General features: G+C 61.3%; 15 protein-coding genes. 6 read left to right on the top strand and 9 right to left on the bottom strand.

Translation table 11 applies throughout. The features are described from left to right. Positions 1–90: 90 nt before the first annotated feature. Positions 91–1,038, bottom strand: coding sequence for a LysR substrate-binding domain-containing protein (locus ACZ445_RS05285; protein ID WP_179029859.1), 948 nt, complete (start codon positions 1,036–1,038; stop codon positions 91–93). Between the two features lie 137 nt (positions 1,039–1,175). On the opposite strand from ACZ445_RS05285, the gene ACZ445_RS05280 reads away from it, so the two are divergent. The 3 genes from ACZ445_RS05280 to ACZ445_RS05270 all read left to right on the top strand — a co-directional run bounded on the left by ACZ445_RS05280 (position 1,176) and on the right by ACZ445_RS05270 (position 4,502). After that, entirely contained in the window at positions 1,176–2,552 is a 1,377-nt protein-coding gene (locus tag ACZ445_RS05280; RefSeq protein WP_310863496.1) for an L-serine ammonia-lyase, read from the top strand. 61 nt (positions 2,553–2,613) lie between these two features. Continuing rightward, entirely contained in the window at positions 2,614–3,900 is a 1,287-nt protein-coding gene (locus ACZ445_RS05275) for a serine/threonine transporter (RefSeq protein WP_464708044.1), read from the top strand. A 287-nt stretch (positions 3,901–4,187) separates the two neighbouring features. Continuing rightward, positions 4,188–4,502, top strand: a complete 315-nt coding sequence (locus tag ACZ445_RS05270; RefSeq protein ID WP_058427809.1) for a DUF3509 domain-containing protein — start codon at positions 4,188–4,190, stop codon at positions 4,500–4,502. Here ACZ445_RS05270 and ACZ445_RS05265 read toward each other — a convergent pair. From ACZ445_RS05265 to ACZ445_RS05255, 3 genes are all read right to left on the bottom strand, one after another. Beyond that, complete coding sequence (locus tag ACZ445_RS05265; RefSeq protein WP_058427808.1) at positions 4,499–4,987, bottom strand: phosphate-starvation-inducible protein PsiE; 489 nt, start codon at positions 4,985–4,987, stop codon at positions 4,499–4,501. The genes ACZ445_RS05270 and ACZ445_RS05265 overlap by 4 nt on opposite strands. Positions 4,988–5,106: 119 nt before the next feature. Beyond that, complete coding sequence (gene relB / locus ACZ445_RS05260) at positions 5,107–5,268, bottom strand: type II toxin-antitoxin system RelB family antitoxin (RefSeq protein ID WP_375166125.1); 162 nt, start codon at positions 5,266–5,268, stop codon at positions 5,107–5,109. A gap of 204 nt (positions 5,269–5,472) precedes the next feature. After that, a complete protein-coding gene (locus tag ACZ445_RS05255; protein WP_058427807.1) occupies positions 5,473–5,736 on the bottom strand; it encodes a DUF6124 family protein in 264 nt (87 codons plus the stop codon). Between the two features lie 272 nt (positions 5,737–6,008). Between ACZ445_RS05255 and ACZ445_RS05250 the strand changes: the two genes are divergently transcribed. Further along, a complete protein-coding gene (locus ACZ445_RS05250; protein ID WP_003171979.1) occupies positions 6,009–6,269 on the top strand; it encodes a YebG family protein in 261 nt (86 codons plus the stop codon). Between the two features lie 54 nt (positions 6,270–6,323). Here ACZ445_RS05250 and ACZ445_RS05245 read toward each other — a convergent pair whose 3' ends face one another. Then, the gene (locus ACZ445_RS05245) at positions 6,324–7,343 is read right to left on the bottom strand and encodes a Leu/Phe/Val dehydrogenase (protein WP_179040635.1); all 1,020 of its coding nucleotides are present in this window, start codon (positions 7,341–7,343) and stop codon (positions 6,324–6,326) included. A 187-nt stretch (positions 7,344–7,530) separates the two neighbouring features. Here ACZ445_RS05245 and ACZ445_RS05240 point away from each other — a divergent pair, with 187 nt between their 5' ends. Then, a complete protein-coding gene (locus tag ACZ445_RS05240) occupies positions 7,531–8,334 on the top strand; it encodes a SirB1 family protein (protein WP_464708043.1) in 804 nt (267 codons plus the stop codon). A 150-nt stretch (positions 8,335–8,484) separates the two neighbouring features. Here the strand turns inward: ACZ445_RS05240 and ACZ445_RS05235 are convergent, their stop codons facing one another. The 4 genes from ACZ445_RS05235 to hmgA all read right to left on the bottom strand — a co-directional run bounded on the left by ACZ445_RS05235 (position 8,485) and on the right by hmgA (position 13,216). After that, the gene (locus ACZ445_RS05235; protein WP_464708041.1) at positions 8,485–9,855 is read right to left on the bottom strand and encodes an MFS transporter; all 1,371 of its coding nucleotides are present in this window, start codon (positions 9,853–9,855) and stop codon (positions 8,485–8,487) included. Positions 9,856–9,994: 139 nt separating this feature from the next. After that, entirely contained in the window at positions 9,995–10,630 is a 636-nt protein-coding gene (gene maiA / locus ACZ445_RS05230; RefSeq protein ID WP_179030267.1) for a maleylacetoacetate isomerase, read from the bottom strand. A gap of 12 nt (positions 10,631–10,642) precedes the next feature. Continuing rightward, positions 10,643–11,929 carry a fumarylacetoacetase gene (gene fahA, locus ACZ445_RS05225; protein ID WP_058422875.1) on the bottom strand — a complete coding sequence of 429 codons (1,287 nt, stop codon included), beginning with the start codon at positions 11,927–11,929 and terminating at the stop codon, positions 10,643–10,645. A 3-nt stretch (positions 11,930–11,932) separates the two neighbouring features. After that, positions 11,933–13,216, bottom strand: coding sequence for a homogentisate 1,2-dioxygenase (hmgA, locus tag ACZ445_RS05220; protein WP_058422876.1), 1,284 nt, complete (start codon positions 13,214–13,216; stop codon positions 11,933–11,935). Positions 13,217–13,336: 120 nt separating this feature from the next. Here hmgA and ACZ445_RS05215 point away from each other — a divergent pair, with 120 nt between their 5' ends. Further along, positions 13,337–14,116 (top strand): IclR family transcriptional regulator, encoded by a 780-nt coding sequence (locus ACZ445_RS05215; RefSeq protein ID WP_058422877.1) that lies wholly within the window; start codon positions 13,337–13,339, stop codon positions 14,114–14,116. Position 14,117 lies beyond the last annotated feature (1 nt).

Here is a 14,117-nt window from a genome sequence, read left to right as displayed (position 1 = left end):
ATAAATCCTACATTACAAATTAAGCCTGACGACGAGCAAAAACGCTGTTAGGGTGGGGAGTTAGTTACATCTTCTTACGTGCAATCAACCTCACAATTGCCCCTCTCCCAACGGGTGCAATGCGCGAAAAATCTCCGCTTCCTCCACCAGCCAATCGTGCACCGCACGCACGCCCGGATGGCTCAGCGCACCCGGCGCATACAGCAACACGTAGCGTTTATGGTTAGGCACAGCCAGGCCGAAGGGCACGATCAAGGTACCGCGTTCCAACTCATCATTAAGCAACGTACGCCGTGCGATGGCCACGCCCATGCCGGCGATGGCGGCCTCGATGGTCAGGTGGTTACGGTTGAAGGTATGGCCACGGCGCACATCGGCGTCGTGATAGCCGATGGCATTCAGGTAAAACTCCCACTCCGCATACTCATAGCTCCCACGCCAGGCGGTGATGTCATGCAGCAGCGGGAAATGCACCAGGTCGGCCGGGCCATGCAACGGTGGACGACCGCGCAGCAGGCTCGGCGCGCACACCGGGAAAATCTGCTCGTCGAGCAAGGCTGTGGATAACAGGCCGGGGTAACTGCCGTCATTCAAGTCGATGGCCAGGTCGAAGTCGCCCTCGTGCAGGGCGATGCTGCTGTCCTCGGCGACCATGCGCAATTGGATATCCGGAAAGCGCTGCTGCAGGCGCGGCAAACGCGGGGTCAACCATTTGCCGAGAAACGACGGGATCGAGCGCAGGCGCAGGGTGCCACTGATCATGCCCGCGTCCAACCGCTGCAATTCGGCATCGATGCTGCCGTAGGCCTCACCCACCGTGGCGGCCAGGCGCTGGCCCTCGGCACTCAGCTCCACCCCACGGGCACGCCGATGAAACAAGCGGAAACCCAAACGCTCCTCCAACTGGCGGATTTGCTGGCTCACCGCGCCCGGCGTGATGTGCAGTTCTTCGGCGCAGCGGGTAAACGACAAATGCCGTGCCGCACAGGAAAAAACGTGCAGCCAGACATACGTCTGGCCATGAAGGGGCCGGGTCATAGCGTTTAGTCCTGCTAAAGGGTGTCTTAGGATAATTCGTTGGTCAGTGCCGTGCCAGAGGCTCAGTATCGCGCCAATTGCGCTCGTCCTACAAAACATGGCAGCGATTCCTACTCCATTGCTTGTAAGGCTTTAGCATGGCTATCAGTGTGTTTGATCTATTCAAGGTGGGCATCGGCCCTTCCAGCTCCCATACCGTCGGCCCCATGCGCGCGGCGGCGACCTTCGTCCAGGCCCTGATCGACCAACAACTGCTGAACCACACTCACCGTGTGGAGGTGCGCTTGTATGGCTCGCTGTCCGCCACCGGTGTCGGCCATGCCACCGACCGCGCCTGCGTAATGGGCTTGATGGGCGAGTGGCCAGACACCGTCGATCCCACGTCGATCAATGCCCGTATCCAGCAACTGCGCGAATCCGGCCGCTTATTGCTCGCAGGCCAACAGGAGATTGCCTTCAACTGGCACACCGACCTCCTGCTGTTGGACGAAAGCCTGCCTTACCATCCCAACGCCATGTCCCTGCATGCCTACGGTGAAAACGGCCTGCTGAGCGAGCAAACCTACTACTCGGTGGGCGGTGGTTTCATTATCGAAGCAGCCGAGGCAGCCTCGGGCATTGCGCCGACCAGCGATGTGCAATTGCCCTACGACTTCTCCAGCGCCGTCGAGCTGCTGGCCTTGTGCAACAAGCACGGCCTGCGGGTTTCCGAACTGATGATGGCCAACGAACGTGCGTGGCGCAGCGACGCCGATATCCGCAACGGCCTGCTGCATATCTGGTCGGTGATGCGCGAATGCGTGGAGCAAGGCCTGCGCGATGAAGGCATCCTGCCGGGTGGCCTGGACGTGCCGCGCCGCGCCGCGAAACTGCACCGCAGCCTGTTGGAAATCGGCAAGCCGAATGTCATCACCTCCACCTTGTCGGCGATGGAGTGGGTCAACCTGTTCGCCCTCGCTGTCAACGAAGAAAACGCCGCCGGCGGGCGCATGGTCACCGCCCCGACCAACGGCGCCGCCGGGATCATCCCGGCCGTGCTGCATTACTACATGAAGTTCAATGCCGACGCGTCCGACGACGATGTGGTCAATTTCTTCCTGGCTGCCGCCGCCGTCGGCATCCTGTGCAAGAAAAACGCCTCGATCTCCGGCGCCGAAGTCGGCTGCCAGGGCGAAGTCGGCTCGGCCTGTGCCATGGCCGCCGCCGGTTTGGCGGACGTGCTCGGTGCAACCCCCGAGCAACTGGAAAACGCCGCCGAAATCGGCCTGGAACATAACCTGGGCCTCACCTGCGACCCGGTCGGCGGCCTGGTGCAAGTGCCATGCATCGAGCGCAACGCCATCGCCGCCGTCAAGGCGATCAACGCCACGCAAATGGCCCTGCGCGGTGACGGCAAGCACTTCATTTCCCTCGACCGGGTAATCCGCACCATGCGCGATACCGGCGCCGATATGCATGACAAATACAAAGAAACTTCACGGGGCGGCCTGGCGGTCAGCTGGGTGGAGTGCTGATCGGAGCACTGCTACCTGCCCCAACGTGAGCCCGCGCAAAAATAATAACGAGGCAATAACGATGACCGATGTACGTACACCTGCCGTAGAAAACCCTGCTGTAGAAGCAACCGTGACCACCGGCTGGACCCAACATGACACCACCTGGATGCTCGGCCTGTATGGCACAGCCATCGGCGCCGGCACCCTGTTCCTGCCGATCAATGCCGGCGTCGGCGGTTTCTGGCCGCTGATCGTGCTGGCAATGCTGGCCTTCCCGATGACCTTCTTCGCACACTGTGGGCTGACGCGCTTTGTGTTGTCAGGCAAATCCGGCGACATCACCGAGGTGGTCGAAGAACACTTCGGCGTCGGCGCGGGCAAGCTGATCACCCTGCTGTATTTCTTCGCCATCTTCCCGATCCTGCTGGTGTACAGCGTGGCGCTGACCAACACCCTCGGCAGCTTCATGGAACATCAACTGCACATGACCCCACCGCCTAGGGCGATCCTGTCGCTGGTGCTGATCCTCGCCCTGATGGCCATCGTGCGTTGTGGCCAGGGCGTGATCGTCAAGGCCATGAGCGTGCTGGTGTACCCGTTCGTCGCCGCCCTGTTGTTGCTGGCGTTCAGCCTGATTCCCAACTGGAACGGCGCGTTCTTCGCTTCCGCCAGCGAGGGCATGCCGTTGCCGATCTTCTTCAAGACCCTGTGGCTGGCGATCCCGGTGATGGTGTTTTCGTTCAACCATTCGCCGATCATCTCCGCCTTCGCCGTCGACCAGAAACGCGTGTACGGCGCGCAGGCCGAGCGCAAAAGCAGCGGCATCCTGGCCACCGCCCACGGCATGATGGTGCTGACCGTGATGTTCTTCTGTTTCAGTTGCGTACTGGCGCTGTCGCCGGCCGACCTGGCAGCGGCCAAGGCGCAGAACATCTCGATCCTGTCGTACCTGGCCAACCACTTCCAGACGCCGGTGATCGCCTACGCCGCGCCACTGATCGCGCTGGTGGCCATCACCAAGTCCTTCCTCGGCCATTACATCGGCGCCAGCGAAGGCTTCCAGGGCATGATCGTCAAATCCCTGCGCGGGCGTAACCGTTCGATGTCGGCCAAATGGCTGGAACGCTGCACCGCGCTGTTCATGGTACTCACCTGCTGGGCCGTGGCCACCTTCAACCCGAGCATCCTGGGCATGATCGAGACCATGGGCGGGCCGATCATCGCGTGCCTGCTGTTCCTGATGCCGATGTATGCAATCCGCCGCGTGCCAGCTCTGCGCCAGTATTCGGGCCAGCTGTCGAACGTGTTCGTGGTGGTGATCGGCTTGATTGCGCTGTCAGCGATCGTTTTCTCGGTACTGCCCTGAAACAGGTCACCCACCTCAAGCACAACCCGAAACAGCGGTGGGAGGGGGCTTGCCCCCGATAGCGGTCTTTCAGCCGAGCATTCATTGGCTGACACACTGCTATCGGGGGCAAGCCCCCTCCCACATTGGGATACGAGCGCTGCACGGCACGGCCTTTGCTGTACAGCTCATGAGGCAAACGGACCTTGTGAAACCTCAGCGACGGAGTGGCCGGTGGTCAGGCAACGCGAACTAATCCCGATACCGGTCGTCAATGACTGCATGTTCTTATCAGGCGGTAACGCACCATGGACAATCCTTTTCAGATCATCACCGACACCTTCACGCCCGAATACCGTGTCAACCTGAGCATCCAACGGTTGGACGGCAGCATCATGCTGACCCTCTCCAACGAACAAGGCGTGGTCGCTAAACGCATGATCAGCGCCGAACAACGCAATGATCCAAAGCGACTCAAGCGTCTGGTGCAAAGCATCCAGTTCGGCATCGCCATCGAGCAGGGCCACAGCGCCTTGGACATCCTCACGGTAATGACGGATGGCGACCACAAAGTGCTACAGCGGCCGCCTACCCGCACCCTGCCCTTCAGCGTCGGGCTTTAAAGCTCGCCCTTCTCGGTTTCCAGGCTCGCCTCGCCTTTGCGACGCGGGCCTTCGACCTTCACCGACGGGAACGCCGACGAGGCATAGCGCACCACCAGGATCGAGAACGCCAACAACAGAATCCCACCGCACAAGTAGATGATGCCTACATCCGGCGGGTTGTGATGGGACACGTTGGAGATCAGCAGCCGCGTCAGCGCGGTGATCGCCACGTAGATCAGGAAGCGTACCGGCATGTGGTTGGTCTTGAAGTAAATCCCCACCATCGCGCCCAATTCCAGGTAGATGAACAGCAGCAAGATGTCATCGATCTTGATATGCCCGTTCTCGAGCATCCCCAAAAACTCCATCACCGCCGCCCACGCCGTCACCGCACCGATAGCGAACAGCGCCAGGTAGTGGAACGACTCGACGAACAGGTTACCCAGGGACTCGGCCAGCCCGTGTACTTGCTGGCGCAGCCTTTCGGCCCAGTTGATTTTCACGATGATGCTTCCTTAGGTCGACTCGACCGGATAATGCGGGTTGGACGTGACGGTTGTTCTGCATGCAGAAAAAAGGCCAGGGCTAGGGAATGAGATGATGGCCAAGTAATACGAGGCACTTAATCGGGTTGATGGGTTGAAAGCTTGGCCTGAATCAGCGCGTTCATTTCGCTCATGACTTGTTCATGTGGGATTGCTGGACGAGGGTCATCCAAAGCCTGTTGTACCTTGGTCCGAAACCAAAGATCATAGGACGTTTTGGAGTCAGTGCTTTGCGGCATATCAGAAGCTTCACTACTCATAAGATGTAAACACCAATTCTGGGCGAGCGAGCTTGCTCGCGTTGGGGTGCGATGCGCCCCGCAAACCTGTCACCTGGATTTATCCGGAACAACGTCTTGGCCTGAATGGGGCTGCTTCGCAGCCCAACGCGAGCAAGCTCGCTCGCCACAACAAGCTCACTCGACAAACGTGGTCGGGCTGCCTCAGGCCGGTGCGACTTGGTCCAATGCGCGATCAACCAACAAACCACCTACTTCAACCAACTGGGAAATTGCCAATACCAGGCTTCGGTGGGAACCATCAAGGTCGAATGCCAGCGCATTTGCCATTTCACGGGCGCTGCTCAAGGTTTCACTGGCGTTAGCCAGCAAGGTTTCTGTGTCAGCGTTGGGCGTTACGTTGAAGAGCGTGACAGGTGTTTCTGCATTGAATTGCTCGGCGCACCTGTTGCATGGTTTTTTTGACATGAGACGACTCCAGTATTTATCAGATGGATACTCCTTCGTAATCGAGCCGCCAAACTCGGTCCCGCATAGACAGGGATTGAAAAAGGTAATTCACCGTAGGATTACCCGGCAACCTCGCCGTATCGTCAGAAATTTCCGTTGTAGCAAACCCCCATTTCCCGACTACATTAAAAAACTGCTACCCAAACCCCACGGTTTGGCTTACCCTTTTAGCTGTATATAAATACAGTAGTCGCAAAAGACAATTATCGTGAAGGCATGTGAGGTGGTGAATGGCCGTCGAAGTGGTATACCGCAGCAGCCGAGATCTGGAGCGTTTGTTCATGGATAAAGCCGAAGCTGACCGTCATGACAAGATGCTGGAACTCGCTGAGTTGCTCGCAGAAGTGTTGCAAAAAGCCGTGCCGTCCCTGAGCGAGCAGCAGGTGGAAGAAGCCGGGATCTACATGGCGAAGAACCGCGATGTGTTTGCCAAGGCGTTCAAGAGCCAGCCGGACGCGTTGTCCGAGTTGCTGAACGCAGCGGCGGAATAAAGCCCGAATTGAACAGGCCCTGAATCTTTGGTTCAGGGCCTTTTTAATACCCGGCTATTGGTAAAGCAGGCGCTCGGCGAGTTCGTCGGCCACGCGGGCGGGTGAGCGTTTTTCGGCCTGGGCGTGGGCGAAGATCTCGGTGAGGCGCGTGCCGATGTTGGACAGGTGCGCGGTGATAGACGCCAGCTCCGCGCCGCGGTGCTTGAGGGCGACGTAGATCAGGCCGCCCGAGTTGATCACGTAGTCCGGTGCGTAGAGGATGCCACGCGCCTCAAGTTGATCCGCATTGTCGAGGTGGGTCAGTTGTGCACTGGCGGAACCGGCCACGGCAGCGCAGCGCAGTTGGCCTACGCTTTGGCGGTTGAACACGGCACCGAGGCCGCACGGTGCGAGGATGTCGCACGGCGTGCTGAGCAAGGCGTCGTTGGCGATGGGGTGCGCACCCAACTGCTCCATGGCCAGTTGCACCTTGCCTTGGTCGATGTCGCTCACCAGCAGTTCGGCGCCGGCCGCGTGCAGCTGTTCGGCCAGGGCGAAGCCGACGTTGCCCAGGCCCTGAATGGCGACGCGCAAGCCTTCGAGGTTATCACTGCCCAGGCGCGCCATGGCGGTGGTGCGGATGCCGGCGAATACGCCCATGGCGGCGTGGGGCGAAGGGTCGCCCGCAGCGGTGGTGCTGGTGACGTAGCGGGTGTGCTGGGCGATGCAGTCCATGTCGGCCACCGACGTGCCGCTGTCGATGGCCGTGATATAGCGGCCGTCGAGTTGTTCGACGCAACGGCCGAAGGCTTCAAACAAGGCAGCACGGCTTTCCACATGAGCGGGACGCAGGATCACGGCGGTGCCACCGCCCACCGGCAAACCGGCCAGGGCAGCCTTGTAGCTCATGCCCTGGGCCAGGCGCGCGGCATCCGCCACGGCACTTTCGTCGTCGGGATAGGAGAGGTAGCGACAGCCGCCGAGGGCGGGCCCCAGGCGGCTGTTGTGGATGGCAATGACCGCCTTCAGCCCGGTGACCGGGTCGACGCTCAAGTGCAGCGATTCAAGGCGGGTGCTGTGCATGAGAGCAAACATCGTCAAGCTCCCGAGTCACTTCTGGTAGTGGGCCAAGTATAGGCTTGCGGTAGAAAACTGCCGGAATACGCTGGAATAAGCCGTTCAATTTCGTAGGAATTGCGACATAAGCGCGCAGGATACTTCCCAAGCTACTGGACGAAAATTCCCAGCAAGGCTAAAACGGGGGCATCCGCCGGAGAATGCAATGAACCCCCGCAAAGCCTTTTTCGCCTGCCTGGAACGCTCCCCGCCCGCGCTGTTTGAAGCGGCGCTGTGGATTGCTGCCGAGCATGACCCGGCGGTGCAGCCGTCAGTGGTCCTGCAAGAACTGACGCTGCTGCACCAACAGGTGAGCATCGGCATGCCCATGCTGCCGGCGGATGAACTCGGTCAACCGCTGCTGCGGCGCCTGAATGACCTGGGGTTTGCCCAGGATGAATTCACCCCGCTGCGCCCCGCCGCTGCCTTGCTGGACAAGGTGTTGCAACGCAAGCGCGGACAACCCCTGGCGATGGGGCTGATCGCCATGGAGCTGGCGCGACGGATGGACATTCCCATGGTCGGCGTGAACTTCCCCGGGCATTTCCTGCTGCGCGTACCCGGTGCCGATCACCTGTTGGACCCGTGCGGCGGCCGGCGCCTGTACCCCAATGATTGCCGCGACCTGCTGCAACGCCAGTACGGCCCCAACCTCAAGCTGCAGGCCGACCACCTGCACACCGCCGACCCGCGTTCGATCCTGCAGCGGCTGTCACGTAACCTGCGGCAATTGCACCTGTCCAACGACGACGCGCTCGAGGCCCTGGTCGACGCCGAACGTGTGCTGGAACTGGGCAATGCCAACGCCGCCGATTACCTGGCACGGGCCAGCCTGTACCAGCGCCTGGACTGCCCCAACGCCGAGCGTTTCGACCTGGAACACGCGCTGATGCTCAGCGAAGACCCGATCCAGCGCCTGCGCCTGACCGAGCGGCTGGGGCATTTGCCGCCCAACTCAGTGGTGCACTGAACACCTGACTTGCAGGATCACCTCTGTCCTGTGGTGAGCGGGCTTGTCCCGCGTTGGACTGCGTAGCAGGCCCAATTCAGGGGCCGCTTCGCGACCCAACGCGGGGCAAGCCCGCTCGCCACAACAAGGTCGCTCGCCGTGAAGCCCGCGTCAGTGATTGGCTGGTGTCTTGAAAATGTCGCCGGGCAACGGGCTCTTCGCCCCCCCAACCCCAGGCAATCGCACCTGAATGATCAACAACGCCGCCACCACCGCCGGGATCGCGCAAAAAAAGAAAATCTGCTCCACCGGGATATGCATCGCCAGCAACATGCTGCCCAACAACGGCCCCAGGATTGAACCAAACCGCCCCACCCCCAACGCCCAGCCCGTCCCCGTGGCGCGCACATGTGCCGGGTAGAAATTGCTGGCAAAGGCATTGAGGGTCAATTGCCCACCGATGATGCAAAACCCGGCCGCAAACACACAGGCCACCAGATAACGCGGGTTGTCATGGTTCACACCGAGCAGGAGGGTGCACACCGCCGCAGCCGCCAGCACGCCTGACAACAGACGCACTTTGTTTTTCAAACGGTCGGCGAACCAGGCCATGCCGATAGCGCCCAAGGTGCCGGCGAACAGGAACATCGAAGTCACCAGGTTGGCTTCTTTCAATGCCAGCCCACTTTCCAGCAGCAGTGATGGCAACCAGCTGATCATGAAATACAGCAGGATCAGGCTGACAAAAAAAGTCGCCCAGATCAGCACCGTCGGTCGTGCGTAGCCGTTGCGGAACAGTTCCACCACCGTCAGTTTGCTGCCCTGCTCCTGTTGGTTTTCCGCCTCAGTGGCCAGCGGCGGTTGCCAGCCCGGCAACATCCGCAACGTCACGCTTTGCAGCCGCGCATAAGGCGGTGCGTCTCGTAGCAGACGCGGCAATGATTCCGGCAACAGCCACACCAGAAACGGGAACAGCAGCAGCGGCGTCACGCCACCGGCGAGGAACACCGCCTGCCACCCAAAGCCTTCGATAAACCCCGCCGCCACAAACCCACCCGCCGCCCCGCCGAACGAAAAACCACAGGCCGCCAAGGTCACCATCAAGGTGCGCAGGCGCGGCGGGGAATAGTCCGACATCAACGCCATAGCACTTGGCATGGCGCCGCCCATGCCGATGCCACAGATAAAGCGTGCGGCCATCAACGTGGTCAGCGAGTTGGCGAACACCATCAGCACGGTGAGGGTGGCGTAGATCAGCACACAGCCGAGCAAGATGCGGCGTACACCGAAACGATCCGCCAGCGGCGTGACCAGCAACGAGCCCAAGGTCAGCCCGAGCAGGTTGGCACTGAACACCGGACCGAAGGCAGCCTTCTCCAACCCCCAATCCTGCGCCAGTGCCGGCACCACATAACCCAGGACCTGGGCGTCGTAGCCATCGGTCACCAGCAGCAGCGCCAGTAACAGGAGAATCAACCACTGATAGCGCGACACCGGACGGGCGTCGAGTGCCGCACGAAAGCTGGCAATCTGATTGTGCATCGCAAGGTACCTATTATTTTTATAAGGGTGGCGCAGGTCAAAATGTGGGAGGGGGCTTGCCCCCGAATACGGTGGACCCGTCGATGCATTCATTGCCGATAGACTGCAATCGGGAGCAAGCCCCCTCCCACATTGGGTCCTAAGGCGTATCAGGTTGATTGGCAGGGTGTGCTTTCACGAACGCCGGATGCTGCGCCGCCAACGCCGCCACCCGACCAATGCGCGGGTACGCCGCCAATGGCACCTTGAAGCGCTCCGCCGCGTACAACTGGGGAATCAGGAACGTATCGGCCAGCCCCGGCTGCTCGCCGAAGCAAAACCCTGTGTCGCCGATCAACTGCTCTACCGCACCCAACCCCTGGCTGATCCAATGGCCGATCCATTCCAGCAGTTGCGTCTCGTCATGCCCCCACTGGCGCAGCAGGTTCTGGGTACTGGAATTGTGCAGCGGATGAATATCGCAGCCGATGATCGACGCCACCGCCCGTTCATGGGCTCGGGTCGGCAGGTCGCTTGAGAGCAGCGGTGCTTGTGGATAACGTTCTTCCAGGTATTCGATAATCGCCGGAGACTGAATCAACAGCTCACCCTCATCGGTGCGCAACGCCGGCACACGGCCCTGCGGGTTGATCGCCAGGTACTCCGGCTGGCGATTGGCACCGCCCGCCGGTACCAGCAGGTTGACCGGCACCGCAGTGAAATCCAGGCCCTTGAGCGCCAAGGCAATACGCACGCGGTACGAAGAGGTGGAACGGTAGTAGGTGTAGAGTTCCATTACCCTGCCCTCCTAGCGCGCCGCGACCACGGTGCCACGGCATTCACCGAAGCCGATGGAGGCAAAACCTTCGCGGCTGCAGCGGGCGCGCAGGATGATCTCGTCGCCATCCTCGAGGAACTTGCGCACCTCGCCAGACGGCAACTCAACCGCCTTTTTGCCACCTTCAGTCATTTCCAACAAGCTGCCGAACTGGCCCGCCTGCGGCCCGGACAAGGTGCCCGAACCAAACAGGTCACCGGCCTGCAACTGGCAGCCGTTGACGCTGTGGTGCGCCACCAACTGCGCGACGGTCCAGTACATGTGCAGGCTGTTGCTCAGGGCCAGGCGAAACGCCGGCAGGTTCTGTTCGCGCATGGCGGCGGTGGTCAGCAGCACTTCCAATTCGATATCCAGGGCGCCCGCTGCCTGGTCACGTTTATCCAGCAGGTACGACAGCGGTTGCGGATCGCCATCAGGGCGTGGCGGTTGCGCTTTGCGGAACGGCTCAAGTGCTTCCACCGTGACGACCCACGGTGAGATCGTGGTGATGAAGCTTTTCGACAGGAACGGCCCCAACGGCTGGTATTCCCAGGCCTGGATATCCCGCGCCGACCAGTCATTGAGCAAGCAGAAACCGGCGATGTGGTCCGCCGCATCACCGATGGCAATCGAATCGCCCATCGCATTGCCCTGGCCGATCCAGATACCCAGTTCCAGCTCGTAGTCCAGGCGTGCACACGGGCCGAAGGCCGGCTCGGTCTGACCGGCCGGCAGGGTCTGGCCCTTGGGGCGGCGCACATCGGTGCCCGAGGTACGAATGGTCGAGGCGCGGCCGTGGTAACCAATCGGCACGTATTTGTAGTTGGGCAGCAGCGGGTTGTCGGGACGGAACAGTTTGCCGACGTTCTGCGCATGTTCGATGCCGACGTAGAAGTCGGTGTAGTCGTTGATCCGTGCCGGTACGTGCATCTGGCAATCGGCGGCGCGGTGCAGTACCTGCGCCTCGCGGGTTTGCAGCTGGCTGCCTTCGGCCAGCAGCTCCAGCACACGCTCGCGCAGGGCCACACGCGGGCCACGGCCCAGTTCGAACAAGGCGTTCAGTTGACCACCGGCGGTAGCCTCGACGGCGCGGAGGGCATCGCCACTGAACGCGTCGATGGCGGCATGCAGATCCAGGATCGAGTCACCAATCGCCACACCGACGCGTGGTGCCGCGCCGTTGATGCTGAACACACCCAGCGGCAGGTTCTGCAAGGGGAAATCGGTGTGACCATTGGCGGAGGCCACCCAGCTGCGGGTAAGTGTGGGCTGAGTCATGGGTTATCTCCGGTTCGGGTTGAAGGTGGCAGGCAGCGAGGCCCAGCACGCGTCATAGGAAGGTTGCAGTTGCGGGCACGCCAGGGCGAATTGGGTCGGGCGCAGCACTTGGCTGGTCTCGAACATGAAGGCCATGGTGTTATCGATCTTGTGCGGCGCCAGTTCCACGTTAATGGCCTTGGTGCAGGTCTCGCCATCCGGACCGTGGGCGCTCATGCAGCTGTGCAAGGATGCGCCACCCGGCAGGAAGCCTTCGGCCTTGGCGTCGTAGGCACCCTGGATCAGACCCATGTATTCGTTCATCAGGTTGCGGTGGAACCACGGTGGGCGGAAGGTGTTCTCGGCCACCATCCAGCGCGGCGGGAAGATCACGAAGTCGAGGTTGGCCAGGCCGTGGGTGCTGGTGGGCGAGGTCAATACGGTGAAGATCGACGGGTCCGGGTGATCGAAACTCACGGTGCCAATCGTGTTGAAGCGGCGCAGGTCGTATTTGTACGGCACGTTGTTGCCGTGCCAGGCGACCACGTTGAGTGGCGAATGGTCCAGCTCGCAGGCCCAGAGTTCGCCGAGGAACTTCTGCACCAGCGTTGTCGGTTGTTTCAGATCTTCGTAGTGCGCAACCGGCGTCAGGAAATCACGCGGATTGGCCAGGCCGTTGCTGCCGATAGGGCCCAGGTCCGGCAGGCGCAGTGGCGCGCCATGGTTCTCGGCGACGTAACCGCGCGCTTGTGCATCCAGCAGTTCGACGCGGAATTTCAGGCCACGGGGCAACACAACGATTTCCAGGGGCTCCACTTCCAACACGCCAAGCTCGGTGGCGATGCGCAGGCGGCCTTGCTCGGGAACAATCAACAACTCGCCATCGGCGTTGAAAAACACACGCTCCATGGAGCGGTTGGCGCGGTAGTGATGGATGCTGATGCCTGAGGGTTTTTCTGACCCGGAATTAGCCACCATCCCGACCAGCCCGTCGATAAAGTCCGTCGCCTCGCTCGGCATATCCAACGGGTTCCAGCGCAGGCGATTGGGCGTCACTGCGCCCAACGGCCCACCGGCCAATTGCCGCTCCAGCTTGATAAATGCAGGGTGATTGGCCGACGGCTGAATGCGGTACAGCCAGGTGCGCCGGGCTTCACTGCGCACCATGGTGAACGCGGTGCCGGAGAACAGTTCGGTGTACAGCCCGTAGGGCGCTTTTTGCGGGGAGTTCTGGCCGACCGGCAGTGCGCCGGGCAAGGCTTCGCTGGCGAATTCATTGCCGAAGCCCGACAGGTATTCGAGGTTCATGGATCATCCTCTGTACGCAAGTTGTTTTTATCGTAATCCAGTTACGCATAACGTAATTTGATCACTATCGACCGTCAAGCTATAAAGACGCCCATTCATCTCTCGGATTCTCGCCCCTCCATGGAAAAGCCCCGCGACACCGGTAAACAGAAAGTCCGCTCGGCCGAAGTGGGCACCGATATCCTCAAGGCCCTGGCCGAGTTGTCCCCGGCAACGTCACTGTCACGCCTGGCCGAACATGTCCAGATGCCGGCCAGCAAGGTGCACCGTTATCTGCAGGCGCTGATCGCCTCGGGTTTCGCCGAACAAAACACCGCCACCAACCACTATGGCCTGGGCCGTGAAGCGTTACGGGTTGGCCTGGCGGCGCTGGGCAGCATGGACGTGTTGAAAGTCGGCGCCATGCCCCTGGCGGAGTTGCGCGATGAGTTGAATGAAACCTGCTTTTTGGCGGTGTGGGGCAACCAGGGTGCGACCGTGGTGCAGATCGAACCGGCGGTGCGCGCGGTGACGGTGGTGACGCAACTGGGTTCGGTGCTGCCGCTGCTCAGCTCGTCCACCGGGCTGGTGTTCAGCGCCTTCCTGCCGTCGCGGGAAACCGTGGAGCTGCGCGAGCGTGAGATCCAGGCCGGCATCGCCCACGCCCTGGCGGACGATCAGGCCTACGCCACCACCTGCGAACAGATCCGCGGCCGTGGCCTGCACTTTGTGCACGGCTTGTTGATGCCCGGCGTCGATGCGTTGTCGGCGCCGGTGTTCAACGCTATCGGCCAGGTGGCGGCGGTGATGACCGTGGTCGGCCCCACCTCGTTGTTCCATGCCGACGAGGACGGCCCGGCGGCGCAGCGTTTGCTGGCAGCGACCCGGGCTGTGAGTTGGCGTATGGGTTTTCAACCCTGAG

This window comes from Pseudomonas allii (genome assembly GCF_055380095.1).
The sequence above is the reverse complement of the archived record's forward strand: the minus strand, read 5'-3'. Positions and strand labels throughout refer to the sequence as shown.

What these genes read in the sequence shown, in the direction of transcription:
- hmgA (WP_058422876.1), bottom strand. Translation starts at nt 13,216, where the DNA reads ATGAACCTCGAATACCTGTCGGGCTTCGGCAATGAATTCGCCAGCGAA.
- ACZ445_RS05240 (WP_464708043.1), top strand. Translation starts at nt 7,531, where the DNA reads ATGAACCCCCGCAAAGCCTTTTTCGCCTGCCTGGAACGCTCCCCGCCC.
- ACZ445_RS05280 (WP_310863496.1), top strand. Translation starts at nt 1,176, where the DNA reads ATGGCTATCAGTGTGTTTGATCTATTCAAGGTGGGCATCGGCCCTTCC.
- ACZ445_RS05215 (WP_058422877.1), top strand. Translation starts at nt 13,337, where the DNA reads ATGGAAAAGCCCCGCGACACCGGTAAACAGAAAGTCCGCTCGGCCGAA.
- ACZ445_RS05250 (WP_003171979.1), top strand. Translation starts at nt 6,009, where the DNA reads ATGGCCGTCGAAGTGGTATACCGCAGCAGCCGAGATCTGGAGCGTTTG.
- fahA (WP_058422875.1), bottom strand. Translation starts at nt 11,929, where the DNA reads ATGACTCAGCCCACACTTACCCGCAGCTGGGTGGCCTCCGCCAATGGT.
- relB (WP_375166125.1), bottom strand. Translation starts at nt 5,268, where the DNA reads ATGCCGCAAAGCACTGACTCCAAAACGTCCTATGATCTTTGGTTTCGG.
- maiA (WP_179030267.1), bottom strand. Translation starts at nt 10,630, where the DNA reads ATGGAACTCTACACCTACTACCGTTCCACCTCTTCGTACCGCGTGCGT.
- ACZ445_RS05270 (WP_058427809.1), top strand. Translation starts at nt 4,188, where the DNA reads ATGGACAATCCTTTTCAGATCATCACCGACACCTTCACGCCCGAATAC.
- ACZ445_RS05285 (WP_179029859.1), bottom strand. Translation starts at nt 1,038, where the DNA reads ATGACCCGGCCCCTTCATGGCCAGACGTATGTCTGGCTGCACGTTTTT.
- ACZ445_RS05235 (WP_464708041.1), bottom strand. Translation starts at nt 9,855, where the DNA reads ATGCACAATCAGATTGCCAGCTTTCGTGCGGCACTCGACGCCCGTCCG.
- ACZ445_RS05255 (WP_058427807.1), bottom strand. Translation starts at nt 5,736, where the DNA reads ATGTCAAAAAAACCATGCAACAGGTGCGCCGAGCAATTCAATGCAGAA.
- ACZ445_RS05245 (WP_179040635.1), bottom strand. Translation starts at nt 7,343, where the DNA reads ATGTTTGCTCTCATGCACAGCACCCGCCTTGAATCGCTGCACTTGAGC.
- ACZ445_RS05275 (WP_464708044.1), top strand. Translation starts at nt 2,614, where the DNA reads ATGACCGATGTACGTACACCTGCCGTAGAAAACCCTGCTGTAGAAGCA.